The organism is Nocardia rhizosphaerae (genome assembly GCF_042650365.1).
GTDB classification, from domain to species: domain Bacteria; phylum Actinomycetota; class Actinomycetes; order Mycobacteriales; family Mycobacteriaceae; genus Nocardia; species Nocardia rhizosphaerae.
Genome location: NZ_JBHSBA010000007.1, coordinates 665 through 26110, shown reverse-complemented (window position 1 = coordinate 26110; position 25446 = coordinate 665). Strand labels below are relative to the sequence as shown.

Sequence of the window (25446 nt, the reverse complement as noted above, 5' to 3'; positions counted from 1 at the left end):
TCACGCGCTTTTCCCGAGGCCGATTTGGGCTTCCTCCCAGGCAAGGAGGTCGCTGAATCGGTATCTCCGATATCTGCCCATTCGAGCGAAGCGCGGACCTTTTCCGAGCGAGGCCCAGTTCGCAAGGGTTTTCTCAGGGATTTGTAATCGTTGAGATACTTCCTGCGTGCTGAACCAACGGTCCGCCACCGAATTCTGAATTCGTACATTTCCTGGCGACGGGACTACATTCACGCTCGAATCCGGTTCACGGTCAAGCGGTTTGGTCGAGTTGTTTTTGGATCTGCCGACATTTCCGGTGTTGCCGGTGCTGTGATCGGCAGGCGATCGGCATGTCCGGCGCATAGGTAGTGCGCCGCCCGCTTGGCCGGTGCTGACTGGCGTCGTGTTCGACGAGCTCGTGCCGTCACAGGATTGCGGGGGCTGGGAGGGTTCGGCAGGAGGTCGGGTCATCGCGGTAACTCCAGACTGCGCAGACGGACTGGTGTACTCACCTACTTCCGGAAAAACCGCCGATTCAGGACACCGCCGCCGTGTGCAATCCGTCACACCTCGCTATCGACCACCCCTGTCGGGGGCTGCCCCTACCCTGGAGTGGTAGCGACCAGGCCAGGGGTGGACTGCGTCGCTTCGCAGGGAGGGGTGGACTGATGGACCAGGCTCGGATCGCGGCGACCGACGAGATCGTGGATGCGACAGATCTTTTGGCGTGGGATGCAGCTCTGGTCGAGCGCTCCGACTTCACGTGCCCGTCAACTCTGTGCAGTGCGAAGCTCGCCGCGTGCGCGTGGCGTCCTGGCCAGAAGGTGAGGCCGTACTTCTCCGCCAGATGGGGTCATGCCGCCGGGTGCGACGTCGACGGCCGGGTCAAGCTGGTGGATCCGCCGGAGCGGTCCGACGATCCCGAACCCCTCGAGGTCGTCGCCGGGTATGTGGCCAAGCTGGTCTTGTCCGATGTTCGTCGTATCCAGTCCCCGCAACCGCCGGCCGACTCCGATGAATTGGAGTCAGTCTCCGAGCCACCGTCGACCCCGGTCACCGATCAAAGAGCCATGAGGCTCGGGACATGCCGCACGATTCGCACCCTGTGCAGCACGTTCCTGCACAACCCGCCGGAGCTGCGGGCAGCTATGCGACTCGACGTCCCCGGCGTTGACGCCACCCGGTACGCGACCGGGTTCCGTCGCCTGGAGCGGTTCGAGGTCCGTCGCTATACCGAACAGCGCATCTTCTACGCGCCCATCCGGTGGTCAGCAGAACCTGTCGAAACACCTCGAGCACTCACTATCGACCTGTACTGCGGTGACAACGACCCCAGCGGGCTACTCGGACTGGTTAATCCGTATCAACTCATCATCGGCTGGAAGCAATGGAGTCCCCGCCAACGCAATTCAGTCACCCGGGAAGTGACGCATGCTCGCAGCGAGGGCAGGCAGCGATACTCACCGGGCAGCCAGGCGGGCTGCTGGGCCTTCTTCCTCGGCAACCAGAACCCCACAGACCCAGCGAAGTTCCACGTGAACGACCACCGGCTGGTCTGCTTCCTCGCCGCCGACGGTGTCCACCACGACAGACAACAATCACCGTGGCGTAACCCAGGTTCAACCGCGGGGCCCTCGCGTTGATCACCGAGTACAACGTCGGCGGGGCGCGTTAACCGCACCTCTTGAGGCCGTACGGATGGCATCGTGACAGAGATGTGGCAGTTGCCATTGCCCGGTGCAGAGACATCGACGCCTGTCACCAGGCTCTTGATTACAGGCAGATCATTGGTCCGCTGGCGGGCACCGGCGCCAAGCGAGTCCCCCTGGTGAGCAACCGGTGTCGGCACGCATCGGTGTAGCATGTCGCGTGGTGGTCCGCCTGCCCGACTCCTTGCTGACGCGCCCACGCCGTACCAGCAACCGAGGACAAGCAGTCTCCGACGCAGCGTGCCATCCGGTGTTGTCGACCTCCGATGGGCAGCGTGGGAGTCCTGGCGGGAGTACATCAATGACCAAATCGAACAGGGCGCGCAATCGTGCAGTGCGCCAGTACATGGCCGAGAACAACACGAACTACACGCGCGCTGCACGCGAGACAGGCAGCGCGGAGTCTCGGACCAGCCACAACAGCACCGACTTGGTCCGCTCACACCTTCGAGCGTTGCTGTCGGACCTGGACGATGACGCGAAGGGGCGAGACGCACGTATCGAGGAGCTGGAGAAACAAGGGCACCGCATCGTTAGCGGCGGCCAGATCTCCCAACACGAATGGGACATCACCGACTGGCGAACAGGTGAGATCATCGCTAGCGGCTCCGATGGACTGGAAGGTTACGATGCAGCCGTCGAGCGCCTGGACGACTATGACACCTGGTTCCACATCGACCACGTATGCCCTGAGGTTCCACCGCTCCCCGTAACCGCAGGGATCCCGAAGAGTCTTGGAGAGGCGCTGGCCGACTGGATCGGTTCGACCTTGACCTCCGACCAAGACATCGCAGAGTTGGTCGGGTGGAGCGAAGAGCGAGTTCGCCGCTGCCGTCGAGAATAGAACCCAGGCCTTGCCCGTGCCTGCCGACTGATCGACCGCGAGACCACGCGCCGCCTTTACCGCAGCCTATCGTCGTCCCGGCGGAGAGTGGCAGTCGCGGGCCTCGCTGCGCGGTGACTCGGCGTAGTGGACTACGAAACGGTCTTGGCCGGTCGCCCGCTGCGGACGACCGGGCCACGGCTCTCGGAAAGCCTTACGCGGCGTCTGCCTCGAGCGCGTCGAGAACGATCTGCGGCATAGACTGCTGCCGAAGAGCATTCTTCACGAAATCGCGTTCGCTCCCGCTAGCGCGCAGGACGTCTGCGACAACCTGCGCGTAGCCGGGTGCCTTGACTGCCTTCACGACGACGCTCACAAAGACGTCGCGCACGTAGTACCTGTTGTGGCTCACGCCCAGCTCCAGCAGCCGCGCAAGCAACAAACGGCGGCTCGCGAGGTCCGTCGTGGAGTCGTATGCAACGGCCATGAAGTCAGCGAGCGTGTCACAGAACGAGAACGGATGGTTGCTGTATGCGAACTCATCGAAGTTCGTCAGGATCTGTGCCAACTCCGTAGGCGTGTTCTTTCCCAGCGCCTTCACGACGTTAGCCGGGAGCAGTGGGACGAACTGCAGGTACAACTTGGCGTCGGCGGGGTTCCGCATCAGCACCTCGGCGAGTTCGTGAAGTCCCGACTCGTCACCCGCGAGGACTCGGGCGAGGGCTTGCTCGGCCTGCCCTTCAGGCGGAGAGAGAAGCGTCTCCTCAGCGCTGACCAGCGAGAGCGCCTGTGCGAGCTGACCCGCGTTTACATACCGCTTGGCGGGGTCCTGCTCGAGGCACTTGTGCAAGATGTACCGGTACTTGCCAGGCGCCTTGCTGAGATCCGGAAGGAAGTTGGGGAAAATCCCGGTGATCAGTTCAAACAGGATCTTGCCCAGTGAGAAGACATCGGCCGCAGGCCCGACGGTGTGCGCGTCGCTGAACTGCTCGGGTGCCATATACGCCAGAGTGCCCAGGCCAAGGTGGGACTGCGTGATCCGGAGACTGTTGCTCGTCAGCCGAAGCCCCAACCCGAAGTCGGCAAGGCGCGGAACACCATTGAAGAACAGCACGTTCTCGGGCTTCAGATCGCGGTGAAGCACGCCCTCCTGATGGGCGTACGCCATCGCCTCGACGATCGGAGTGAAGATTCGATTGACTTCCTGTTCCGACAGTCCGCCAGGGTTCTTCACGAGGATATCGCGCAGAGACTCGTCCGCCCATTCCATCGCATACCAGGGGCCGCGCTGTTCGTTCGTGCCGGACCCAAGAACACTCACGATGTTCGGATGCAGAAGGAGACTCTGGCAACGGATCTCTCGCAGGAACCGGGCCATCGTGGTGACGGGATCAGGATCATTGGGGTCATGCTTCATGAACTTGAGCGCAACGCGTTCGCCGCCGGGGTCAGTGCGGGCTTCCCAGATGACGCCCTGGCCGTTGTTGTGGCAGTCAAGCTGCCGAATACACTTGTAACGCACAGTGATAGCTCATTCCTGGACAGCCACCTGCCCCAATTGGTAGTGCTTTCGATGGCTGTCTGGGAGCGCTGTCATCCGTGTCACTCTTGCTAATTGGCACAGTTCGGATAGGCTCTCTTGTACAGCCTGATGCGCCCGTCAGGGCGCAAATGGTGAAGTCTCGGAGCTGTCGTAACCGCCAAGTTTGTGCAGTTCCGAGACTTGTTCTTTCAGAACGGCGGTTCGTCCTCCTCTCTTGGTCGAGTCTTCGGCCGGGTGAAGGTGCCGGGCGATTTTTTGCCGCTCTCAAACGGATTCGCCCTCGACGAAGAGCCCCAAGAATCGTCCTGAACTTTGGACTCCCAAGGCGGTGCGTCGTCGAAGGTCGAGTCCGGTGGTTCGTCCGCGAACGGATCGTCCGACGGAAGCGCATAGATGCCGCGTTTGTCCGAGACACGTCGCAACTCGCCGTTCGACGCCATGCGAGCCAGCGCGGCCCGGATCACGTTCGCCGGATCTTTGGAGTCCGTCGTCCATCCCGCCTTCCGCACCATCGCCAGAGCATCCTGAATACTGAGCGGCCTCTTCGCCTTCAAGAAGGCATCGAGCAGCATCTCATTTGTAGACCGAGACTCGTCGTCGTCATCGTCAGATAACGCGCGGAGCGCTCGGTCTACGCGCCGAGTCTCGGAGGCGAGCCAGCGCTGATACTCGCGCAGCTCCTCCACGATCGCGTCCACCTTACTTTCGGGCATGGGCAACATCGTAGCACATCGAGACGGAAACGTAGCAACCCATGTCAAGTTTGGATTCGTTTGGATTCGCCCAATCCACCTCGAAGCACTGCTCAGCATTGCTTGAAGGCAAGATGTTGAAGCTAGATGGCGAATTCTCCCCAGATCTTGTGTCTGGTGCGTCACCGGTAGGCGATTCCCGGGCCTACTCGCGCGCAGAATCGGCCGTAGTGTGTGCGCGAATCCGTAGGTGTTCAATTGATTCGAGTCGCGCACGGGGTCGCGCTTTCCCAGCTGGCGCAGCGATCTGTGACCAGCTCAGCGCCGCCAGAACCTTGACATTGCCACTGTCAAACCGAGCTCGGGTCCGCGCTGCCGACGCTGCGCTCCTGGGCGACCGCGCACGAACCGCTGCGAGAAATCGGTCGCGACGACGTGCTCGCTGCCCTGACCGTCGAAGCGCGAGCCCGTGCACACGTGCTGAAAAGATTGCGGTTGATCTTCCGAATCCTCAAGGCGCAAGATCGTTTTCGTCAACCCGTCCGCTCGTGTCAGCGTCGCGACGCCCCACCCGAGCGCGCCTAGCCCGATGGACCTCGACAAGCAGCGGTGCGCGGTGGACAGGCCCGATCCTGCATGCGCGGTACTGGCCGGGGTGCTGGCCTTCCACGCCGTGCGCGTACGCCAACTGATCGCGTTACAACTGACCGACGTTCACGACGGCCGCCTGGACTTGTCCGACCGGGTTGTTCCCCTCGCCGAACCGGTCCGCCAACGCATGAACGCCTACCTCGACTATCGGCAGCAGAGCTGGGCCCGCCACGGCGAATCCGCACCTGTTCATTCACTACCGCATCGCGCACATCACCACCTCGACGACACCGTGCTGGACCCGCAAACGGCTCGGTATGCTCGCTCAGTCGATCCGCGTGGACCGCGTCTTCGATCAAGCCCACGCCACCGGCGGTGACCTTCGACGCCTCAGCGACCTATCCGGCCTTTCCATCGCTGGCGCCTTCTGCTGCACGACGGTGTTCGACCACCCCGCCCTCAGCCGTCTGGACAACGACGGCCGCTGACCGTTCAGCGATGTTCAACGAACTCCGGGATAGGTGTTCCCATCACAGCACCTCGACCGTCACGGAGTTCTCGTCGGGATTCTCGACAGAAGCGAGGAACTCAGGAGAAGTGGTGATGAGTGCGTTCTCGGTGTGTGAGGCGAGAGATCCGAACACCGCGCGGTCGGTGCCGCCGACGGCGAGCAATCCCGAACCGCGTGCGGCGGAGAGCAGGAACTGTTGCTCGCCGTCGGAGAGGTGGAAGGCGGTGGCGACCTCGTCGATGGCCTGAGGTGCCTGGCGCAGCAGGATCTGGGTGGCGGCGTTGGAGATGATCGCGCGCCCCAGCTCGGTGGAGCACACGTCCGCGCAGTCCTGCGTGGCGACAGTCAGTCCCGCCCAGTGCTTGCGGAAGCTCTTGGCCGCCCGGAACAGGAACGCCGCTCCGGCGGGCTGGCGCAGCAGCAGCCATGCCTCGTCCACGGTGATCATGCGAGGCCGCCGCTGACCAGGATTGGATACCCGCCGCCACGTCGCGTCCAACACGAGCAGGGTGCCGATGGTTTTCAGCTCGTCGGGGAGTTCCCGCAGCGAGAACACGATCATCCCGCCCTCGGGCTCGGTGGTCGTGGGCCCGTCGATCAGCCCGGCGTAGGCTCCCTCGCCGGTGTAGGGGTGTAGTCCGGCGGCCAGCTCGACGGCGGCTGTGCCGGACTGGTTGAGCTGGTCGCGCAGGTTGCTCAGGGTGGGCGCGGGTCGGGTCCAGGTGGCGGGGTCGTCGGTGATCCCGGCGGCGGTGTAGGTGGCGGCCAGGGCGGTGTCCAGCGCGGACCGTTGCGCGGCGGTCTGGTCCCCCAACAGGACCTGGATCAGGGTGTGTAGGAACAGCTTGCGGCGGACGAGGGCGTCGGCGGGGGCGCTGCGGTGACCGTCGGCTCGGGTGTGGACTTCCAGGTCGAACGGGTTGAGCCGCACATTCGGTGCGCCGAGACGGATGTTGGCACCGCCTACGGCCTCGCACAGGCGTCGGTATTCGTCCTCGGGGTCGATGATGACCTGCTCGATCCCGCGATACAGCGCCCGCAGGATCTCGGTTTTGACCAGGTAGGACTTGCCCGCGCCGGAGCGGACAAGCACGACGAGGTTGTGATTGTGGGCCTCGGGGCCGAACCGGTCCACGAACAACAACCCGGAGGCGGCGTCGCGGCCATAGAGAACACCCTGGGGCCGATCGGCTCGGGCGGGGTCGGCGGCGGGTAGTTGGGGTGAGTCGAAGGGGAACGCCGCGGCGAGGGCGGTGGTGTCGAAGGTACGCAGGACCCGGATCAGGTCCACACCGAGCGGGAGGGTCGTCACCCACGCCTGCGCCGCCCGATAAGACAGAGTGCAGGTGTCCACGAGCAGACTCGCCGCCAACGCCCGCACAGCGGCGACCTCGTCGGCCAGCTCGGATTCCGTCCCGGCGTGCACGGTGAGGTAGACCCCAACGCGGAACAACCTGGCCTCGGCCCGCGCGACGCGAGCCGACAGGTCAGCGGCGTCCTCCACCGCGACGTCGACCTGCGGATCGGTAAGACGGCCTCGGCCGAGGTCGTGCATTCGGGAGGACTCGAGGCGGGCCTGCTGGCGCCGCAGCCGGCTCGCGGCGGTGGCCGGGTCGACAGGCTCGACGTGGACGGCGACCTCGACTCTGCCGGGGTGGGACAGCAGGGGCGCGAGCCAGCCGGCGGTCACCTCGCGCGGGTAGCCGGTGACCGCGAGGGTCGCGCTCCAGTCGGACCCGATTTCGAGGTGCCGGGTGCCGATGGTGAGGGACTCCGGGGCGAACCGGTCGAGCCCCTCTCCGGCGAACGGGTTCGGTGTTCGAGTGTCGGGGTCGGTGGTGATGACGGTGTCGGCCGTGCTGATGTCGGCGGCGGCGGAGACCAGTGCCTCGGGGTTGGTGCAGCTGGCCAGCACAGCGGTGGCGGCGTCGTGGTCCAGGGCGGTCACCAAGATCCCCAGCGGGGACAGCACATCGGCGGCCTCGTTCATCCGGCGCAGCAACCGGGACTCCGCCGCCCGGCGCACACCACCCGACAGCGTGGACCGCGCTCGGCGCCCCCCGGGTAACCGGGCACGCAGCCCGCTGGTCGGCAGAGCCTCGGTAAGTTCACGCCACACGAGCAACACTTGCCGGTGGACTGGGTCCTCGCGGCCGGCCAGCTCGGTGAGGTGGTCGGCGTGGTCCAGTGCTGCCGCGGCGAGGTCGGGTGACATCTGTTGCGCGGCGGTGTGCAGGCCGGTGATGTGTTCGGTCAAGTCGAGGCGGGCCGAGCGGATGAGGATCTGGACGGGTTGGCGCAGGGTGTGCAGCCAGCCCGCGAGTTGGCCGACGAGGCTGTCTTGTTCGGCCGGGGTCCGCAACGACAGGTTGAGAGTGCCCGCGACGGCGATGGCGGCGAGGCCCTCGGCGCCGAGGTCGATCACCCCGACCCCGCCGCTGCCACTGCTCGACACCGACTCGGGCAACCGCGCCTGGCTCGCCGACAGTTCTGAAGGCACCGGCGACCGAGGACGTCGACCTTTGGTGCGAGTCGTGATCCAGCGCGGTGCCTGAGCCCGGGTATTGCCGTGTGACCGGACGAGGTGGCGTGGGCGCAGGCGATGGCGAACAGCGGCGACGAGCAACAGGTCGGCCGACAGGCCGTCGCGGCGAGTCAGGACCGCGACCACGACCACGACGAAGACCGGGGCCGCGACGGCGGCGAACACCGGCGGGGAGATCACTGTTCTGGTGGCAGTCCAGGCCGAGTACAGCAGTAGTCCGGTGGTGGCCAGGACGGCGAGTTGGCGGGCGGTGAACGGTCCCAGCAGTCGGTCGGAGCGGTCGACGTCGGCGGGGATGCGCACGATGGTGCTCATCGCGGGGTGCCTCCTCTCGGTGTGCGGGGTGCGCGGCGGCGCACGGGTAGGTCGGGCATGGGCAGGTGCAGCTGCCGTTCCGCCGGGCGCGCCGGTGCGGGTGGCTGTGGCGGGTTCGGCGGGGGCGGAACAGGTTTGACCCGGGTGACGGGGAACGGCAGCGCGTACTGGCCGCTGCGGTTCGGCCGAAGACGCGCATAGGGGTCGGCAGGGGCGGGCTCGGTGAAATCGAAGGCGAGCTGTTGCGGTGTTGCCCGGCGGCCGGAACGCTCGGGCGGGGGCACTGGTGCCGGTGGTGTCGGGCGGACTCGGCGCACCGGTATCGGGAGCGGGTACTGGCCTCCGGCCCCAGCGCGGATGCCCCGGTAGGGGTCCGGTGGCGTGAAGTCGAACGCGAGCTGGCGTCCCCTTGGTCTGCGGGCGGGGCGGGGCGGCGGGGTACCTGTCGTCTCGGCCGGTGTCGGGCTGGGTTGCCGCGCGACCCGGCGCACACCTTCCAGCGGCAGCATCAACTGCCCGTCTCGCGTCGAGCGGACCCGCGCGTAAGGGTCAGCAGGTCCGGATTTAGTGGCGGTGCGCTGCGCGCGCGGGGCACGCGCGGGTCGCGGCGCTCGGTGAAAAGGTGCGGCCGAGGCGGCGGTTCGGGCGCTGCTCGTGGTCGCACCCTTCAACAGCCCGAGGGTCTTGTAGGCGATGAACCCCCGCACGATCGACCCGGCGAAGCTGCGGCCTTGCCCGATCTTGAGGACCGACAGAAGCCACATCGGTGTTTTGATCAATACGAACATCAACGCCAAAGCGACAGTGAGGTCTGCGATCTCGTTGGCGTCGGGGCCGAAGATGCGCCATCCGCCGGGGGTGAGCAGGACCCGCAGGACGGTCACCAGGATCAGTGATTGCACGACCTGGATCGCCAGGCACGCGGCGAAGGATCGCCACCACCAGCGGGCGATGCCGTCCAGGCCCGGCAGCGCGTGACACATCAATGCCAGTGGTGCGCCCACGATCAACAGGATCGTGATCGTGACTCGCACGACGTAGCTGATGATGAGCACGAGCAGCATCACCGCCAGCGCCAGCTGCAACAGCACGAGAACACCGACGCTCTGGGGACTGTGGACCGCGAGCTCGGTCAGAGCGTTGGCGGCCGATCCGGAGTCGACACCGTCTCCGGCGAGCGCACCGGCGAGGGCGTTGGCGAAACCGATTCCGGCCGTGGCGATCATCATCGACAGTCCCCCGGCACCGAACCCGACCGCCAAGCGGGGCGCGAGTTCGCGGATCGACCACTGGGTCTGCAGGGTCTCGCGTGCCATCAACAGCACCCCGGCGGCCATGACTACCAGGACGTAGACGGCGAGCACGATCTGCCACGACTGATTCCACAGCACCCCGATCTCGGGTATCTGCCCCGGCTCCGGTGTGGTGAGCAGAGTTTTCGACAGCAGCTCGAGCAGCGGGTTGAGTGAGGTCTCCATCACCCGGCGGAAGAACCCGTCGACCGCGTTCTCCACGCACCCGTTGATGTTGGTCACCCCGCACTCGGCCGACCCAGACCCCGAACCAGGCGTCGGTGTCTGGGTGCCGGGTGTGGTCGGGGTGGGTGAGGCCGGACTCGGAGCGGTGGTGGAAGGTGGGGTCACCCACCGGCTCGGCGGAGTCGTGGCCGGAGGTGGGGTCGGCGGCTCAGGCGCGCCGGAGGTCGGGGTGACCGGCACGGTCGGTGTCGGCGTCTCGGGTTGGGCGGCGGCACCGACCACGCCGAGAAGCGCGATCAGAACCGCGGCGAGCACCACCGCCGCGCTCGCGGCAGCGGTGCGCGCGAGCGGCGAGAACTTGACGGGCACGGATGCGAGTGGGGCCTGGGCCGGGGTGTTCACGGTCAGGCTCCGATGATGGACTTGAGGATGGCGACGAAGACCGGTGCCAGCATCGCCAACGCGTAGCCGAGGCAGGCGGCGCGGAACGCGGTCTTGGCCTTCTCGACCTCGGCTGGATCGCCGCCGCCGAGCAGATAGCGGGCCCCGGCGATGGTCAAGAACAACGTCGCCAACCCGGCCAGGATGCCCACGATCCAGTTGCGCGCGTTGTCGATCACCTCATCGAGCGACGAGGCGACCGCCAGCACGTCGGTGTGTGGTGGTGCGGCCGAGGCCGATCCGGCGAGCAGTACCAGCAGCACCACGCTCGTCGCCGTCGCCGCGAGCACCCGCATCCAGTGCCGGGCGCGCCGTGCCGACGGTGGCGTTGTGTGGGTGCGATGTCCCTGGTTGGTGTTCATGCCGCCACCTGCCCGTGCTCGGTGCTCGACGGTGCCGGGGTGACCGAGTGCCGGTGTGGTCGGCGACCTCGCCGCGGTGACCGATCCGGTGGTGCGAGGCCAGTGACCGCCGCCATCTCGACCGGGCTGGTCCGCTCCGGGTCGAGGTCGCGAGCACGGTCGTTCAGCCATGCGAGCAGAGCGCGTTCGGCGCGGGGCCGCTGCTTGCGCAACTTCCACAGCGACACACCACGTTCGGCCGCCAGCGCGGTCAGCGACCGGCCCTCCCACCGCGAAGCGGCGATGAGTTCGGCCGCGTCAGCGGAGATCACTCCAGCGGCCACGGCATCGGCCAGCACCGTCTCCGGATGCCCCGGCCCCGACATCATCGCCTGCCCCCGCTCCCCCAGTGGGGCCAGGTCACGGTCGAGGTCTCCGACCAGGGTCACGCCGGTTCGCTGACCATTTGCCGATGCGAGAGCCGCGCGGTAAGCACCCCAACGCAGCCGATGCCACACCCCTGGCTCGTCCAAGCCGACGCGCGGGAGGTGCGTCAGAAACGCGGTCAGGATTTCGGACTCGATGTCATGGCGGGCGGTGTGGATCGAGGTGACGCACTCGCTGGCGGTGCGCGACAGCATCGGCGCCGCCAGCCCGGCGCAGACGAGCATCGCGTCCGCTTCCTGGGCGCGGACTCGGTTGAGCAGCCACGCCCAGATCGCGTCGATCTCCGCCATCGGGGTCGCCGGGTGCCACAGCCGCTCACGCAACTGCCCCCACGTCGACACCGGGACGGTGGGTCCGGACTGGGATGCGGGCACCGGGCCCGGGTCGACGGGCAGGTTCTCGTCGGTCATCCGGTCGAAGCCCGCCCACACCACTGCCAGCGGCGAGTCCGGCTTTCCGCCCGGTCCCACATATGTCGCGACGTGTGAATTCGTCACTACAGATCTCCTTGTTCGATCGAGAACTTCCGACCTCGCAAGGACACCTCGCACCCATATCCGAAACGCACCCAAACCCTATCCAAACCACACCCAAACCATATCTGAAACATATCCAAGTCATATCCTGGGTGGATTGGCGAATATTTCGCAACCCCGCGTAGCACCGCCACCGAGCCGCAGGATATCCACGCAGATATACGTGCCTACCTGCGCTTGTGAAGTCGCGGATATCCCCAGGATATGAACCGAATATGTTTCAGATAGTCTCCGGATAGAGCGGGTGAACAGCGTCGGCAACCTCGCGAAAATAATTCTAAAAAAAGTTCTTCCACCTCTACGAAACCGACAGCCGCCTCCGGGCATATTTTCGGCCTCAGGAAATTCTCAGAAAAAATATTGGACGGCCGTGTCCCGATTTCGGGCTTTTGGCGGAAGTAAGCGAGTACACCGCTCTCTCGCTCAGGAGGCCGCAATGCCCGCCACTTCCCGACGCCGTTCCACCTCCACCGCCGTGCGCGTCCCCTCCACTTTGTGGGCGCTGGGGACCGAGCCCCTCGATCCCGACGACCGCTGGCCCGACCGGGCTCTGGTCCACACGATCACCGAATTCTCCGCCCCCGGCGCACGGGTGATGCTGCTGAGTTGGCCCGCCCCCGTCTCGCGAGGGGCGTTGCGGATCATCGAGCCCGACACCGCCGCCGCCCTGTCCACGATCGGGGATCTGGGCCGCCACGGACTCGACACACCCACCGACCGGACGTGGGCCGGTGAGCCGGTGGATCTGGTCGTCGCGAGTCTGCTCGCCGATCATCTCGACCCGATCGCCGCCGCCGAACACATCACCGCGCTCGCGACCGAGGTGCTGGCGATGGGTGGGTTGCTGGTCGTTTTCTCTCGCTGCCGACACAGCGACTCCGGGGCCCTGTTCGACCCTGCCGGATCAGTCGTGGCCGCCGCCCAAGCCGCCGATCTGCTCTACCTCCAGCACATCATCGCCGCCCCGATCTCCGGCCACCAGATCACCGCGACTCCCACCCCGGCCCCCTCGGGCAACGCGCGTCACACCGTCGCGCACACCGACGTCTTCGTCTTCCTCCAGCCCGCACATGGCTGACCCCGCACACCCGCTGCCCCACCGGAACTCTCACGCGAAGGACACCCGAATGACTCTCGAACCGACCGCCACCGCCACCGACGTCGCCTCCGGCACCCCCGCACAGCCGGTCCTGGCCCCTGCGCCGGTGTCGGTGTGGGCGACGGCCCAGACCGCGCCCACCGCGCAGCGTCGGGGCCGCTATCACCCTGACAGCACCGCCCATCCCGCGAAGATGTTCCCCGCCATCGTCGCCCACGCCGTCGCGACCTACACGAGCCCCGGGGACCTCGTGCTGGACCCGATGTGCGGGATCGGCACCACCCTGGTCGAGTCCCTGCACCTGGGTCGCCGCGCGGTGGGTGTGGAGTACGAGGGACGGTGGGCGGAGCTGGCGCGCACCAACATCGAGCTCGCGCGGGAGGCCGGGATCGATCTCGCCGCGGACGTCTACCACGGCGACGCCCGCAAGCTGGGCGAGCTGATCCCGGCCGATCTACGTGGTCAGGCGAAGCTGGTCATCACCTCTCCGCCCTACGGCGACAGCTTGCACGGGCACGTGCGCGCCAACCGCAAAGATCCCGTGCTGAAAAGGAACCACCGTTACGGCGCGGTGCTGGATCGCGGCAACCTCGCCAACGTCGGCCTCGGCCGCCTGCTGTCGGGGTTCACCAAGATCCTGGCCGGAGCCGCCGAATACCTCGCTCCCGGCGGGCATGTGGTGATCACCGCGCGACCATGGCGGCAGCACGCCGAACTCGTGCCACTGCCCGCCCACCTCTACACCTGCGGCGAACTGGCCGGACTCGTGCCGGTGGAGCGGTGCGTGGCGTTGCTGGGTCGCCTGTGCGAGGGCGAACTCATCGCCCGCAGCTCGTTCTTCCAGCGCGACTTCATCGTCAAGCAACGCGCGGCCGGGCTGCCGATGCACCTGATCGCCCACGAGGACGTCATCATCCTGCGCAAGCCCGAAACCGACGAGGCGAGCGAACGCCGCCGCGTGGGCCGGTTTCCGTTCGGCAGCGCGGCGACTCTGCCGAACACCGAGGTCACCGGCCCGGGATCGGTGGCCGCGTGAATCCCGAGCAGGGATGGCTCGGCCGGGCGCTCCTCGCGCCCGGCCGGGCCCTGGCCGACCTCCGCGAAACCCTCGAACACGCACTCGTGTCTACCGACGCCTTGATTCTGTTCGCGGCCGGTGTCGCGGTGCTCGCCGCAGTACGGCTCGCGGTTCGGTGGCGGCGAGGCCGGCTGAGTGCGCGTGCTCGCCAGATCACCGTGCTCACCCCACCCGAAGTCGACGCCAAAGGCGCACTCAGCTTCTGGGCCCACCTCATCGGGCAACTCCGACCCGCCTGGGCGAGAACCCTGCTGGGGCAACCGCATCTCGGGTTCGAGTACACCGTCACCCCCGAGGGCGGGGCCGCGATCCGGCTCTGGGTTCCCGGCGCGATCCCACCCGGACTCATCGAACGCGCCATCGCCTCGGCGTGGCCCGGCGCGCACACCGACACCGTCGAACCGGCCCGGCCCCCGCTGCCGACCCCGGTGAAAGGCGTGCGGCGGGTTGTCGCCGGAGGCGAGCTACGTCTCGGGCGCCGCGAGGGGCTCCCGTTGAGTACCGATCACTCCGGGGATCTGGTGCGCAACCTGATCACCGCCGCCGACGACCTCGCCCCCGGCCAGGCCGTGTGCGTGCAGGTCCTCGCCCGCCCGGTCACCGGCCGCCGCGTCGCCCGAGCCACCCGCGCCGCGGCGAGCACCAGCAGCCGCGCCGGGATCGTGGTGGGTCTGTTGCGTGAGGCGCTGAACCTGCTCACGCCAGGCACGGGATCGGCACGCGATTCCCGCTCCGCCACCGGCGGAGTGGGTGGTGGGCAGGCCGCCGACCGCCCGATGTCGCTGGAGTACAGCGCAGCCGCCCGCGCGGCAGCCGCGAAAGCCCGAGGGGCGCACTGGGAAACGGTGGTCCGCTACGCCGCCTCGATCCCGGTCTCCACCGACCCCGACGAGATCAACTCGAACGGCGAAGCGCGGGCGGTGGCGCGCGGGCGCGCCGATGCGCTGGCCACGGTGTTCGGGGCCTGCACCGACCACAACTACTACCGGCGTCGCCGTCGACCCTTCCGCCTCGAACGGCTGATCCGGCAGCGGCGTCTCGGACGTGGGGACGTGCTGTCGGTACCCGAACTGGCCACGATCGCGCATCTACCCACCGACGACGGACTACCCGGCCTGCAACGCGCCGGAGCCCGCGCCCTGTCGCCTGCCCCGGAGATCCCGGTCGGCGGCGAGTTCACGAAACCACTCGGGATGGCCGACACCGGGACTCGCCGCCCGGTCGCGGTCAAGATCTCCGACGCTCGCCACCACCTGCACATCCTCGGCCCCACCGGCGTCGGCAAATCCACCCTGCTCGCGCGCACGATCCTCGATGACGCCGAGGCCGAGCGCGGGGTGATCGTCATCGACCCCAAAGGCGACCTCGTCACCGACGTGCTGTCCCGGCTGCCTTCCCGCATGGCCGATCGAGTGGTGCTCTTCGATGCCGACTCCTCGGCCCCTCCGCCGTGTGTGAATCCCCTCGACATCGGCCGGATCGGGCGCGCGGGAACCGATCTCGCGGTCGACAACCTCGTCACCGTCTTCCACCGCATCTTTCACCAGTGGTGGGGACCACGCACCGACGACATCATGCGCGCCAGCCTGCTCACCCTCTGCGCCCAACCAGGCACCGCGACCCTGGCCGACCTACCCCGCCTGCTCACCGAGTCCGCGTTCCGATCCCGAGTCACCCGCACCACCAAAGACCCTGTGCTTCGCGGGTTCTGGGACGCCTACGAGCAACTCTCCGACACCGGCCGCGCCCAACTCACCGGCCCCCTGCTCAACAAGCTGCGCGCGTTCCTGCTACGCCCGTTCGTGCGGTCGGCCATCGCAGGCGGCCCCAGCACCGTCGAGTTCGCCGACATCCTCGACAACGGCGGCATCTGCCTCGCGCGCCTGCCCAAAGGCTCGCTCGGAGAAGAAACCTCACGGCTGGTCGGATCGCTGTTGGTGGCACGGACCTGGCAGGCGGTGACCGCACGAGCCCGGGTGCCCTCTGCCGATCGGCCTGACGCCGCGCTCGTGCTCGACGAGGCTCAGAACTTCTTGAACCTGAGCACGCCGATCGAGGACATGCTCGCCGAAGCCCGAGGACTACGCCTATCGCTTCTGCTGGCACACCAGAACCTCGGCCAGCTCTCCCGGGAGCTACGTGACGGCATCTCGGCCAACGCCCGCAACAAGGTGATCTTCGCCGTGTCACCCGATGACGCGCGCGATCTGGCCCGTCACACCGATCCGTGGCTGTCCGAGCACGACCTGTCGCATCTGGACGCCTTCCACGCCGCCGCCCGCTTGCTGGTCGACGGCCGCAACGACCGCCCCTTCACCCTCACCACCCGCCCGCTCGACCCGCCGATCCCGGGCCGTGCTCGTGAGATCGCTGCCGCCGCCCGTGCCCGCCTGGCCGCCCCAGCATCCACGCCTGGCCCCGCGCCCACCGACTGACTCAGCCCTCCCGCCACCCAACCCTTACCCCCTTCCATCTGTACCGAGAAAGGCAGTGCCACAGATGCTTTCCCGCCCCGCCCAGCAAGCCGACAGCCGCCGACCCCGACCCGACAACCGGCCCCGCCCCCGACCGCTCGACCTGACCGCGCTCGTCGGGAAGTTGACCGAGCGGGACCGGTGGATCCTGCGGATGCTGCACGAGCACCGTGTCCTGACCACCAACCAGCTCGCCGCCCTCGCCTTCCCGACCCCTGCCATCGCGTTGCGGCGTCTGACTCTGCTGCACCGCTACGGCGTTGTGGACAGGTTCCGGCCGTTGCGGACTCGGGGAAGCGCCCCGATGCACTGGGTACTCGCCCCAGCCGGTGCCGGGGTGCTCGCCGCGGAAGCCGGGATCACGGTGCGCGAGCTGGGCTACAACCACCAGCGCGCCCTGGCCGTCTCCCACAGCCTGCACCTGGCCCACACCCTCGGCGTGGCCGACTGGTTCACCGCCCTGATCGCCTACCCCGCCCACGACCAGCGCGGCGAACCCTCCCAGGTGCGGGCGTGGTGGTCCCAGACCCGCTGCGAGCGCTTGTGGGGAGACCTCGCCCACCCCGACGCCTTCGGCCGCTACACCTACGCCGAGACGACCCTCGATTTCTTTCTCGAATACGACCTCGACACCACCCGAGGGTTGTCCAAGGTCGCGGCCAAACTGAACGGCTTCGCTGAGCTGGCCCGCACTACCGGCGTCATCACCCCGGTCCTGTTCTGGGTACCGACCCTCGCCCGCGAGACAAGAACCCGCGCGGCGCTGCGCCGGACGTGGGAGCGGCTGCCCGACCCGGAGGCCGTGCCGGTGGCGACCGCTGCCGCCGAACTCGTCTCCCCCAGCACTGAGGCCAGCCCCGCCGAGCAGGTGTGGCTGCCGCTGGGCACCGACACCGAACGCAAACGCCTGCACCACCTCGCCGACCTGTGGCCCGGACGCACGCCACCGGCCGAGGAGATCGACCCGGAACCGACTGCGTTGGGCGGCATCATCACCCTCGCCCCACCGCCACCCCAGCCGCCGGTTTCCGAGTCGTGGTGAGGTAGCGATGCTGGTCAAGTCCCTCGGGGCGGGCTTCGCGGGGTTCGTGTTCCTCACCGTCGTCATCGCGACGGTGGTCAGCGCCGTGGTCGTGTTCGATAGCGCGCTCGTTCCCGCCCCAGGGGGCTCGACCGGCACCGGCTCGACCCCGAGTACCGAAGCCCAGCAGGACATCCCGGCCGAGATGCTCGTGCTCTACCAGGCTGCCGCCGGGGACTGTCCCGGTCTGGACTGGTCGGTGCTCGCCGCGATCGGCAAGATCGAGACCGACCACGGCCGCTCCACCTTGCCGGGCGTCTCCTCGAGTGAGAACGCTTCCGGAGCTGGTGGGCCGATGCAATTCCTGGCCCCGACGTTCGACTCCGTCGTCTCCCGGCATCCGTTGCCCGCCGGTGGGGCGAGCCCGCCCTCGCGTTACAACGCCTCCGACGCGGTACACGCTGCCGCGTTCTATCTGTGCGACTCGGGTGCGCCCGCTGACATGTACAGCGCGATCTTCGCCTACAACCACGCCGACTGGTATGTCCGCGACGTCCTGGACCAGGCCGCCCGCTATCGAGCCACCATGCCCGACACCTCCGGCGGCGACTGCACCACCGCCTCCCCTCCGAGTTCCGCTGCGGCGCAGGTGATCTCGTTCGCCTGCGCGCAGCTCGGCTTGCCGTATGTGTGGGGCGGCAACGGGCCCGAGGTGAACGGCGGCTGGGACTGCTCGGGACTCACTCAGGCCGCCTACCGCGCCGCAGGGATCTCGATCCCCCGCACCACCTACGACCAGATCCACACCGGCACACCGGTGTCCGAGGACCAGCTCACTCCCGGCGACCTCGTCTTCTACGGCACCAGCGCTGACGTCCACCACGTCGGGATCTACCTCGGCGCTGGCCAGATGGTGCACGCACCCACCTTCAACCAGCCAGTCCAAGTCTCGCCCTACCGGTGGAACGGCGACGACTACTACGCCGCCCGCAGACCCACACCCGCCCACGACGACACCCGCGCCGCCTCCTGATCAACCCCTCGCCCGAACGGAGAACCCCATGCACCGCAACAACTCCCCGCTCCACCGCACCGCCCGCGCGGCACTGTGCGCGGCCATCGCCGCGACCACCGTGACGGCCGGTGTCGCCGCCGCAGAACCCACACCCGACCGCACCGCTACCCAGTGCCCGCGCTGGACCGCACTACTGGCACCGGGCACCTACGAGACAACGCCCACCACCGGACAGGCCACGAACGGGATCCTCACCCAGCTCGGGGAATCGCTCACCGCCCGATACGGCTCCGACATCGAGGTCCGCACCCTCGTGCCTTCCTCCGGCGAGGGGTCGGTGAGCCAAGCCGACCTCACCGCGGCGGTGAAGGGGCTGTGCTCGGACACCCGAGTCGTTTTGGCCGGCTACGGCCAGAGCGCCGAGGTCACCGGCGACCTCGCCACCACCCTCGGCAACCGAAGGGGCCCGATCCCGGCCTCCCGCGTCGTCGCCGTCGCGCTCGTCTCGGACCCGCGCCGCGACCCGGCCACCGCCCAGCTCGGCACCCCGGTCTCCGGGCAGGGTGTCACCGGGCCACGCTCGCAGGGCTTCGGCGAACTGGCCGACCGAGTCCGCACGCTGTGCCTCGAAGGGGACAGCTACTGTTCGACCACCCCCGAATCCTCTCCGGTCCTCGCCGCGGTGAGCCGCGCTCTTACCACCGCCACCTCGGCCACCACCTCCATCCCGGCTCCGGCCAGCACAGCCTCGCCCACCACCACAGCGCAACCCACCACCACAACCACTCCGACCACCATCGACTCGGCCTCGATCGGGCCGATCAGTGCCTCCCAGGTCCTCGCCCAGGTCGTCACCGTCCTGCGCGGGCTCGCCAGCTTCACCGCGAACGTGCCCGCCATCATCGACGGCCTCGCCCAGCTACCCGGCCTGATCACCGCCGGGGACCTGAAGGGCGTGCACCGTGTCTCGGGTGACTTGAACAACCAGTTCAACCCACTGGTCGAAATGGTCGACGGACTCGACCTGCGCCTGGTGTCCCAGGCACTGCGGTTGGCCGCGCCCTTCGACACCACAGGGGTCGCGCTGGTCGCTGCCGAGATCGTCGGTGTCCTGGCCGGACTCGACATCTCCCGCATTGCCACCGACGCCGGGCGCGCTCAGGAGATCGCCTGGACCGCCGTGGAAACCCTCGCCTACGGCGACCCCGTCGCGGCGGTGCTGGCACTGACCGGGCTGGCCCCGATCGCCGCCGACCTCCTCGCCACCACCGCCACCGCGTTCACCGGCACCACGTTCCCCACCCTGGCCCAGACCTACACCGCCACCACCGCCGGAATAGACACCGGCACGGGCACTACCGATCCGGCTCCCCAGAACAGCCACACAGCCACGTTCGACGCCACCGGCTACGACACCGCCGCCCCTGTGGTGACCGACTGGATCACGCAGACCATCGACCACACCAGCTAGCCGAGCCTGTGCGTGCCCGAACGGCCGGTGATGTCAGCGGATTGCTCGGCACCACCGGCCGTTTCAGTAGATAGGTGGGGCAGGAAATGAGCGGCGGCACAACGGGTGCGGTCGATGCGGCCAGGGTGCTGATGCGGCGGAACCGGACAGGCGTCGAGCTGCCGGAATAGGACAGGTACACAGGGAGTCCCATCACAAGGTCTGTGCTCGCGCGGAACGCGCTGTACCCAGGCGAAGACCTGGAAGATCCTGCGGGACGGCGATTTGCGCGCTGAGGGCTTGCAGTCACGGTGGCAACGACTCTGGCTACCTCGCCCACACTCGCTGATTCCAGTCCGATAACCCGGGCACCGTCACTTCATCATGCTGGCAGGACACCTTCGCCCCATGTCGGAGCTGCGTCTTCGCAACACGGTCTCAGGAAGAGCGCGGACTGATACTGTCATCCCGCAGCGTTGCGGGATGGATCCCTTGCGGCACAGGCGAGTTCGCCACGATCGGAGATTCGAATGAGAAGGACAGCTCAAGTCCAGATATTCATCCTGGCAGTTGTTGCTGCGCTACTATATAGTGCCGCTTGTAGCAGAAACGCACCAGAGAATCACGCAATCGGGGATCCCGACCAAAGGCCGTATCAAGCCCAAAATGCATGGGGGCCGGACCGGACCATGCTTTCTTACGAGAATCCTGGTCAACGCGTATCGCTCAATTCCTTCTCGAACCATCCACATTACGGTGACGAGCGAAATTTCTTCCAAGTTAAACGGACACAGGATCAACACACGGCCTTTACGGATACCTTGGACATTGAAGGCATGGAGAGGCTGACCGGATTGGTCCATTTCAGCAACTCCGCCCAACCCGGCGGCACTGATTCGAAGACCAAGAATTTGAGATTGAAGCTGCAATTTCCGTCAACGGTAGTAGGATCGGCACAATTGCCCGTTCGACTCTCGGCCGACAATTCGTATCCGACCTGAGTTGGCTCATTCGGTTAGTGCCTGACGTTGTGGTGGGTGAGGGCGTTGAGGAGTGCCTGTTGTTCGGGGTTGATGGCTGGTGGGAAGGTTTGCTCGGTCCCGTTGATGGCGATGGTGGCGCAGCGTAGGACGCGGAGTTGCCGCACGATCGCGCGGATGCTTGCGCCGGTGCGGGATTGAGCAGTGCGGGCGACGGCCAGGGCGGTGAACACGATGGTCAGGTGTGCTTCGATCGCGTCGCGGGTGCGGTGGAACATCGGCCGGGCAGCAAGATCGGTCTTCGACATCCGGAACGACTGCTCGACGTGCCAGAGGTCGTGATAGCTGGCGATCACCTGGCCGGCGGGCATCAGGTGTGCAGGCAGGTTGGTGACGTAGCCTTTCAGACCGGCCAGGCGGCGGGCGCGGGTCAGAGCGGCGCCTCATCGAGGGCGGTGTGGCCCTTGCTGGTAGTGACGAACCGTGGAGTCCGAGCGCTTTTGGTCCCGTCGATCACTTCGCGAGCTCGGGCTTCCTGGGCGTTGAGGGTGCGGTTGTCTCGGACGTAGCGTTTGGTCGAGTAGGCCCAGACCGCCCGCCATGATCCGGGATGGGTGTCGGGGTCCCAGACCGGTTCGGCTCGGACCGCGGTGTTGTTATCGAGGTTGGCGCCGCGTTTCGGGGTGAGGGTGTCGATGACCTGACCATCGGTGAATACTTCACCATGCCAGCGGAAATGGGACTCCAGATCGATCGGGGCCTTGATCACCCGTGAGCCGACGATGAACCGCATAGCCGCCTCGTCGAGCGCAGTCAGGTTCTCCGCCGACAACATGCCCGCGTCGGCGACCACGACGATGCTTTCGATCCGATGCCGGGCCTGGAACTGGGTGATGATCGGCACGATCGTGTGCTTCTCGGCCTTATTGCCTTCCCAGCAACCGATTTCGAGGGGGAACCCGTGCCGGTCGACCAGCAGGCCCACCACGATCTGCGGGTCGACGCGGCGTTCCTTGGAATAGCCGACCTTGCGCAGGCCGTCCTCTTTCTCCGCCTCGAAATACAGGGTGGTCACGTCATACAAACACAGCGACACATCACCGCTGGTCAATACGTGACGGAAGCAGAGATCGGCGAGCTGGTCACGATAGCGGCCACCAGCGCAGCGGGCCAGGGTGCGTTTCATCGTCGCGTAGGAAGCCGGTTGTTGCCCAAGGTCTTTCAGGACACGACCGGTGTCGAGCAGGCTCGTCGGTTCCACGACCCGGGCGATCACCAAGTCCCGGAACACAGCATCGGCCACCGTGTCGAACCCCAACGAGTCATACACCCCGGCCAGCGCCTCGAACAGTATCTGTGAACTCGTGCCCGTCACCCGGCCCGCCGCCACCATCTCGGCGGGCCGCCCGTCAGCGCCGCCGGCATCGAACAGCATGCCGTCTTCACGCCGACCCGCGAGCGCGGTGACCCGCGCGGCGGGATCGACCCCCAGGTCCAGCACTCCCTGCGCAGCGTCTTCTAGCAGGTCACGGGCTTGTTCCAGCAGGATCCCGAGCTCGGCCTCGGTATGGGCCGACCCCACATGAGCCACGATCCGCCGCCGGCCGCCGGAGTACTCCGCGATCTGCACCGCCGTCGCACCCGAACCCGTCCGCACCCGCCGAATCCACGCCACCACCCGAGACTACCGACCCCGTTAGTGCCTGAAACAGGCACCAACCATCAACATCACTCCAGGTCAGCGACCCGCAAACCCGCCAACCGAGATGACGTGAGCCAACTCAGGTCCGATGGAAGTTTGGGATACCGTTGTGTTGACTCTACCTACAGAAAAGACCGGCATCGCACTTCGGTTCATCCCGGAAACCGCAGTTCTGCACACGCCAGGAAAAGCCAACGGCAGGAAGCTGGACATCGCCGAACTTGGCACCGATGGCGCGCTTCTCGGCTGCGATGAACTAGATGGGGAGCTGGAAGGAACAGCCTGCTACAGGACTGTATCCTTCGACTTCGTCGCCGATCAGCCACGTTTCACGGCCGAGAACTGGATAAGCGACCCAGATCGCAACACAGAGCCGAAGATACGCGCCGACGTCAAACCAGAATCAGTTGTCACCGTAAAAGCTAAATATAAGAACACTGGGAGTGTGCAGCAAAATGATGTTCTGTTCCGATTCGATGCCCTGCCTCGATGCACCTCATTAGTTCCCGGAAGCGTGGAGGTCGCCACCAGCGCTACCGACGGGAAATGGGAAAGGGTAGCCAGTACGCGACAGCTACTCAATCTCGGCGCTTTTGCCCCTGACGGCACCGCATACTTGAAATTCCAGCTCAAGGTCTGCGACCGGCCATCACTCGAAGCTACCTATCCGCACAACTGGGAGAAGGGAAGGCTGTTTCTCAGTCCCAACCTTCAAGTAAAGGTCGATACACAGAATGGCAGCATTTCGGGCCAGCCGTTAAGCATTGCAGTCCTCGGGCCAAATCAATAGCTCGCGCTCAGCGCCAAAGGAAAACCTACCTTGGAAATAGCCCTCTGGGTCTCGATTACACTGGCCTCAACTGTCGCGGCTTTCGCCCTCCTTCTCGCTACCATAAAAGCAATTGAATCAAAATTCGGAGCCACTGTCGGGCCAGCAACAGAAGTCGCCGCCACTTTGGCCGTCGCATTGGCCGCACTCATCGGGGCCGGAATATACCTGCCATGGTCGATAAACTCGGCAAACAACGCGAGGCAAGCACAGACCACCTGCTTTGGATCAGTAATTGCACTGCGCACGGAAGTTGCAAAGGTAAAATTTGGGATGGATGTCGCCCCGCAGGAGGCCGACCAACGTGTCTACGACTGGAGCAACCTTGCAATGGAGCTAGAAAACACGCGGTTCGGATGCCTGCGCGCGCAACTTCGCGACGACGCCTCTGTAGAACACCTCACCAGATTCCTCACCGACCATTCCGCCGCCAAGGAGAAGGCAGAGCGAAATAATCCAGATAAAGCCTACCTGAAGAATATCGAGGTTTGGTCAGTTGCAGCCCTGAAACAGTTACCGAGATGAAATCGAGCAGCCCTAGTTCGACCTGGAGGAGCGCTGAGCCGCGTCCGCACCCCCAGAATCTCTAGCAGCACACAGTTTAGCGTCGCCAACCCTGAAAGGTGTTGCTGCTCGCGACCTGCCGAAGGTCCGCAATGGACCGGGCGCCGCGCTCAACCGCCGACTCGTGCGGCAACGGCTCAATGTCGACCTACGCCAGCGTCCTCGTAGGAACCTGGTCCTCGCAACCCGCGACGGCGGCCGTTTTCACGTGGACGACACTCTCGATTTCATCGCAAGCACCATCTACTTGCCACGGAGTGTGAGAGCCGGAGATCTCGCGGGTCATCACCGAAGACCTCGCCCCCTGTGAGGTATTCGTAGACATCGGTGCCGCCGGAGGCTGGAACAGCGTCCTCGCCGCGGGCGTGGTCGGCCCGACCGGGCGAGTCGTGGCCGTCGAACCCGCGCCTCCAGCTCGTGACCTGCGCGCACGCAACCTCGCGTTCAACGGTCACACTGAGATTATGTCGGTGATCGCGGCAGCGGTCACCGAGGCTGCGGGTCAGGCGACGTTGTGGACCCGGACCAGGGAAACGCCGCAGCGACCACCACGATCCGCCCCGCGTCACACAGCTCGCGCTACGAGGTCGACGGGCTGCCGCTCGCCCAGATCCTCGACGAGGACACAGTGGCCCGAACGGGGTTGATCAAGATCGATGTCGAAGGCGCCGAGCACATCGTGCTCGCCTACATCGCGGCTCTGATCCCGCGCCTACACCCTCGCTGCGAGCGACTGGTGGAGCTCACCCCGGCCGGGCGTTCTCCCGGGGCAACCATCGCCGCGTTGCTTGCTCCGTTTCTACACAAGGGTTTTCGCGGATTCGTGATCCCGAATCCCTATGATCCGCCCGATGTGGTGGCGTTTCTCGCGCACCCGCGTCGGCTCGCGCCGCTGGTCGAACCGATCACCGCCCAAACAGATGTGCTGCTCACCCGCGAGGCCGGCCGCCTCACCGCGTGACGTGGCCGGGCCGAGTCCCGCGACGTTCTTCGCCGAGCAACCGCGCTCGCCCACCACGGTCACCGGACCGAGCCCTGTAATACGCAGCACCGAGCCGCCCGCACGTGGTCGGTGGTGCGGTCCCCAACTTGACCCAGAACTACTCCGCTACAGCCGGGGCAGGCGCACCGGACACCACACGGGCACCGCCTCTACGGGCTCCCAGAACAGTCACACAGCCCGGTTCGACGCCAGCGGCAACGACAGGCCGTCGCCGTGCTGATCGACTGGATCATCCAGGCCATCGACCGCACCAAGTAGCCCCCATACGCACAGAAAC

The 25446-nt window shown here is 66.4% G+C and carries 20 protein-coding genes and 1 pseudogene; 13 read left to right on the top strand and 8 right to left on the bottom strand.

Annotation, left to right across the window (positions count from 1 at the left end):
* The gene (locus ACFOW8_RS14990; RefSeq protein WP_378552013.1) at nucleotides 1–345 is read right to left on the bottom strand and encodes a helix-turn-helix domain-containing protein; all 345 of its coding nucleotides are present in this window, start codon (nucleotides 343–345) and stop codon (nucleotides 1–3) included.
* Between the two features lie 305 nt (nucleotides 346–650).
* On the opposite strand from ACFOW8_RS14990, the gene ACFOW8_RS14985 reads away from it, so the two are divergent.
* Entirely contained in the window at nucleotides 651–1625 is a 975-nt protein-coding gene (locus ACFOW8_RS14985; protein WP_378551226.1) for a hypothetical protein, read from the top strand.
* Nucleotides 1626–1992: 367 nt separating this feature from the next.
* Nucleotides 1993–2535, top strand: a complete 543-nt coding sequence (locus ACFOW8_RS14980; protein WP_378551225.1) for a hypothetical protein — start codon at nucleotides 1993–1995, stop codon at nucleotides 2533–2535.
* Between the two features lie 193 nt (nucleotides 2536–2728).
* On the opposite strand, the gene ACFOW8_RS14975 is transcribed toward ACFOW8_RS14980, so the two are convergent.
* Nucleotides 2729–4036: a serine/threonine-protein kinase gene (locus tag ACFOW8_RS14975; protein ID WP_378551224.1), complete on the bottom strand. Its 1308-nt coding sequence runs from the start codon at nucleotides 4034–4036 to the stop codon at nucleotides 2729–2731.
* A gap of 209 nt (nucleotides 4037–4245) precedes the next feature.
* Complete coding sequence (locus tag ACFOW8_RS14970) at nucleotides 4246–4770, bottom strand: hypothetical protein (protein ID WP_378551223.1); 525 nt, start codon at nucleotides 4768–4770, stop codon at nucleotides 4246–4248.
* A gap of 568 nt (nucleotides 4771–5338) precedes the next feature.
* Here ACFOW8_RS14970 and ACFOW8_RS14965 point away from each other — a divergent pair.
* The gene (locus ACFOW8_RS14965) at nucleotides 5339–5719 is read left to right on the top strand and encodes a hypothetical protein (protein WP_378551222.1); all 381 of its coding nucleotides are present in this window, start codon (nucleotides 5339–5341) and stop codon (nucleotides 5717–5719) included.
* Nucleotides 5720–5870: 151 nt separating this feature from the next.
* Here the strand turns inward: ACFOW8_RS14965 and ACFOW8_RS14960 are convergent, their stop codons facing one another.
* The 4 genes from ACFOW8_RS14960 to ACFOW8_RS14945 are packed head-to-tail and all read right to left on the bottom strand — an operon-like array spanning nucleotide 5871 to nucleotide 11915.
* Nucleotides 5871–8711 (bottom strand): TraG/VirB4 family ATPase, encoded by a 2841-nt coding sequence (locus ACFOW8_RS14960; RefSeq protein WP_378551221.1) that lies wholly within the window; start codon nucleotides 8709–8711, stop codon nucleotides 5871–5873.
* Complete coding sequence (locus ACFOW8_RS14955; RefSeq protein ID WP_378551220.1) at nucleotides 8708–10558, bottom strand: hypothetical protein; 1851 nt, start codon at nucleotides 10556–10558, stop codon at nucleotides 8708–8710. The genes ACFOW8_RS14960 and ACFOW8_RS14955 overlap by 4 nt, the downstream gene beginning before the upstream one ends.
* A gap of 35 nt (nucleotides 10559–10593) precedes the next feature.
* The gene (locus tag ACFOW8_RS14950; protein WP_378551219.1) at nucleotides 10594–10992 is read right to left on the bottom strand and encodes a pilin; all 399 of its coding nucleotides are present in this window, start codon (nucleotides 10990–10992) and stop codon (nucleotides 10594–10596) included.
* Nucleotides 10989–11915 carry a hypothetical protein gene (locus ACFOW8_RS14945; protein ID WP_378551218.1) on the bottom strand — a complete coding sequence of 309 codons (927 nt, stop codon included), beginning with the start codon at nucleotides 11913–11915 and terminating at the stop codon, nucleotides 10989–10991. The genes ACFOW8_RS14950 and ACFOW8_RS14945 overlap by 4 nt, the downstream gene beginning before the upstream one ends.
* 475 nt (nucleotides 11916–12390) lie before the next feature.
* Here ACFOW8_RS14945 and ACFOW8_RS14940 point away from each other — a divergent pair, with 475 nt between their 5' ends.
* From ACFOW8_RS14940 to ACFOW8_RS14915, 6 genes are all read left to right on the top strand, one after another.
* Nucleotides 12391–13032, top strand: a complete 642-nt coding sequence (locus ACFOW8_RS14940; protein ID WP_378551217.1) for a hypothetical protein — start codon at nucleotides 12391–12393, stop codon at nucleotides 13030–13032.
* Nucleotides 13033–13081: 49 nt separating this feature from the next.
* Nucleotides 13082–14089, top strand: coding sequence for a TRM11 family SAM-dependent methyltransferase (locus ACFOW8_RS14935; protein ID WP_378551216.1), 1008 nt, complete (start codon nucleotides 13082–13084; stop codon nucleotides 14087–14089).
* The gene (locus ACFOW8_RS14930) at nucleotides 14086–16566 is read left to right on the top strand and encodes a type IV secretory system conjugative DNA transfer family protein (RefSeq protein WP_378551215.1); all 2481 of its coding nucleotides are present in this window, start codon (nucleotides 14086–14088) and stop codon (nucleotides 16564–16566) included. The genes ACFOW8_RS14935 and ACFOW8_RS14930 overlap by 4 nt, the downstream gene beginning before the upstream one ends.
* Before the next feature lie 64 nt (nucleotides 16567–16630).
* Nucleotides 16631–17647, top strand: coding sequence for a replication-relaxation family protein (locus ACFOW8_RS14925; protein WP_378551214.1), 1017 nt, complete (start codon nucleotides 16631–16633; stop codon nucleotides 17645–17647).
* Between the two features lie 7 nt (nucleotides 17648–17654).
* On the top strand, nucleotides 17655–18659 hold the full coding sequence (locus ACFOW8_RS14920) for a C40 family peptidase (RefSeq protein WP_378551213.1): 1005 nt from the start codon (nucleotides 17655–17657) through the stop codon (nucleotides 18657–18659).
* A 28-nt stretch (nucleotides 18660–18687) separates the two neighbouring features.
* Nucleotides 18688–20112 (top strand): cutinase family protein, encoded by a 1425-nt coding sequence (locus ACFOW8_RS14915; RefSeq protein WP_378551212.1) that lies wholly within the window; start codon nucleotides 18688–18690, stop codon nucleotides 20110–20112.
* 994 nt (nucleotides 20113–21106) lie between these two features.
* Here ACFOW8_RS14915 and ACFOW8_RS14910 read toward each other — a convergent pair.
* Nucleotides 21107–22746, bottom strand: a pseudogene (locus ACFOW8_RS14910) (IS1634 family transposase).
* A 115-nt stretch (nucleotides 22747–22861) separates the two neighbouring features.
* Here ACFOW8_RS14910 and ACFOW8_RS14905 point away from each other — a divergent pair.
* From ACFOW8_RS14905 to ACFOW8_RS14890, 4 genes are all read left to right on the top strand, one after another.
* Complete coding sequence (locus ACFOW8_RS14905) at nucleotides 22862–23563, top strand: hypothetical protein (RefSeq protein WP_378551211.1); 702 nt, start codon at nucleotides 22862–22864, stop codon at nucleotides 23561–23563.
* Nucleotides 23564–23593: 30 nt separating this feature from the next.
* Complete coding sequence (locus ACFOW8_RS14900; protein WP_378551210.1) at nucleotides 23594–24127, top strand: hypothetical protein; 534 nt, start codon at nucleotides 23594–23596, stop codon at nucleotides 24125–24127.
* A gap of 311 nt (nucleotides 24128–24438) precedes the next feature.
* Nucleotides 24439–24813, top strand: a complete 375-nt coding sequence (locus ACFOW8_RS14895; protein ID WP_378552012.1) for an FkbM family methyltransferase — start codon at nucleotides 24439–24441, stop codon at nucleotides 24811–24813.
* On the top strand, nucleotides 24720–25127 hold the full coding sequence (locus tag ACFOW8_RS14890; RefSeq protein ID WP_378552010.1) for an FkbM family methyltransferase: 408 nt from the start codon (nucleotides 24720–24722) through the stop codon (nucleotides 25125–25127). Before ACFOW8_RS14895 ends, ACFOW8_RS14890 begins: the two co-directional genes overlap by 94 nt.
* Nucleotides 25128–25446 lie beyond the last annotated feature (319 nt).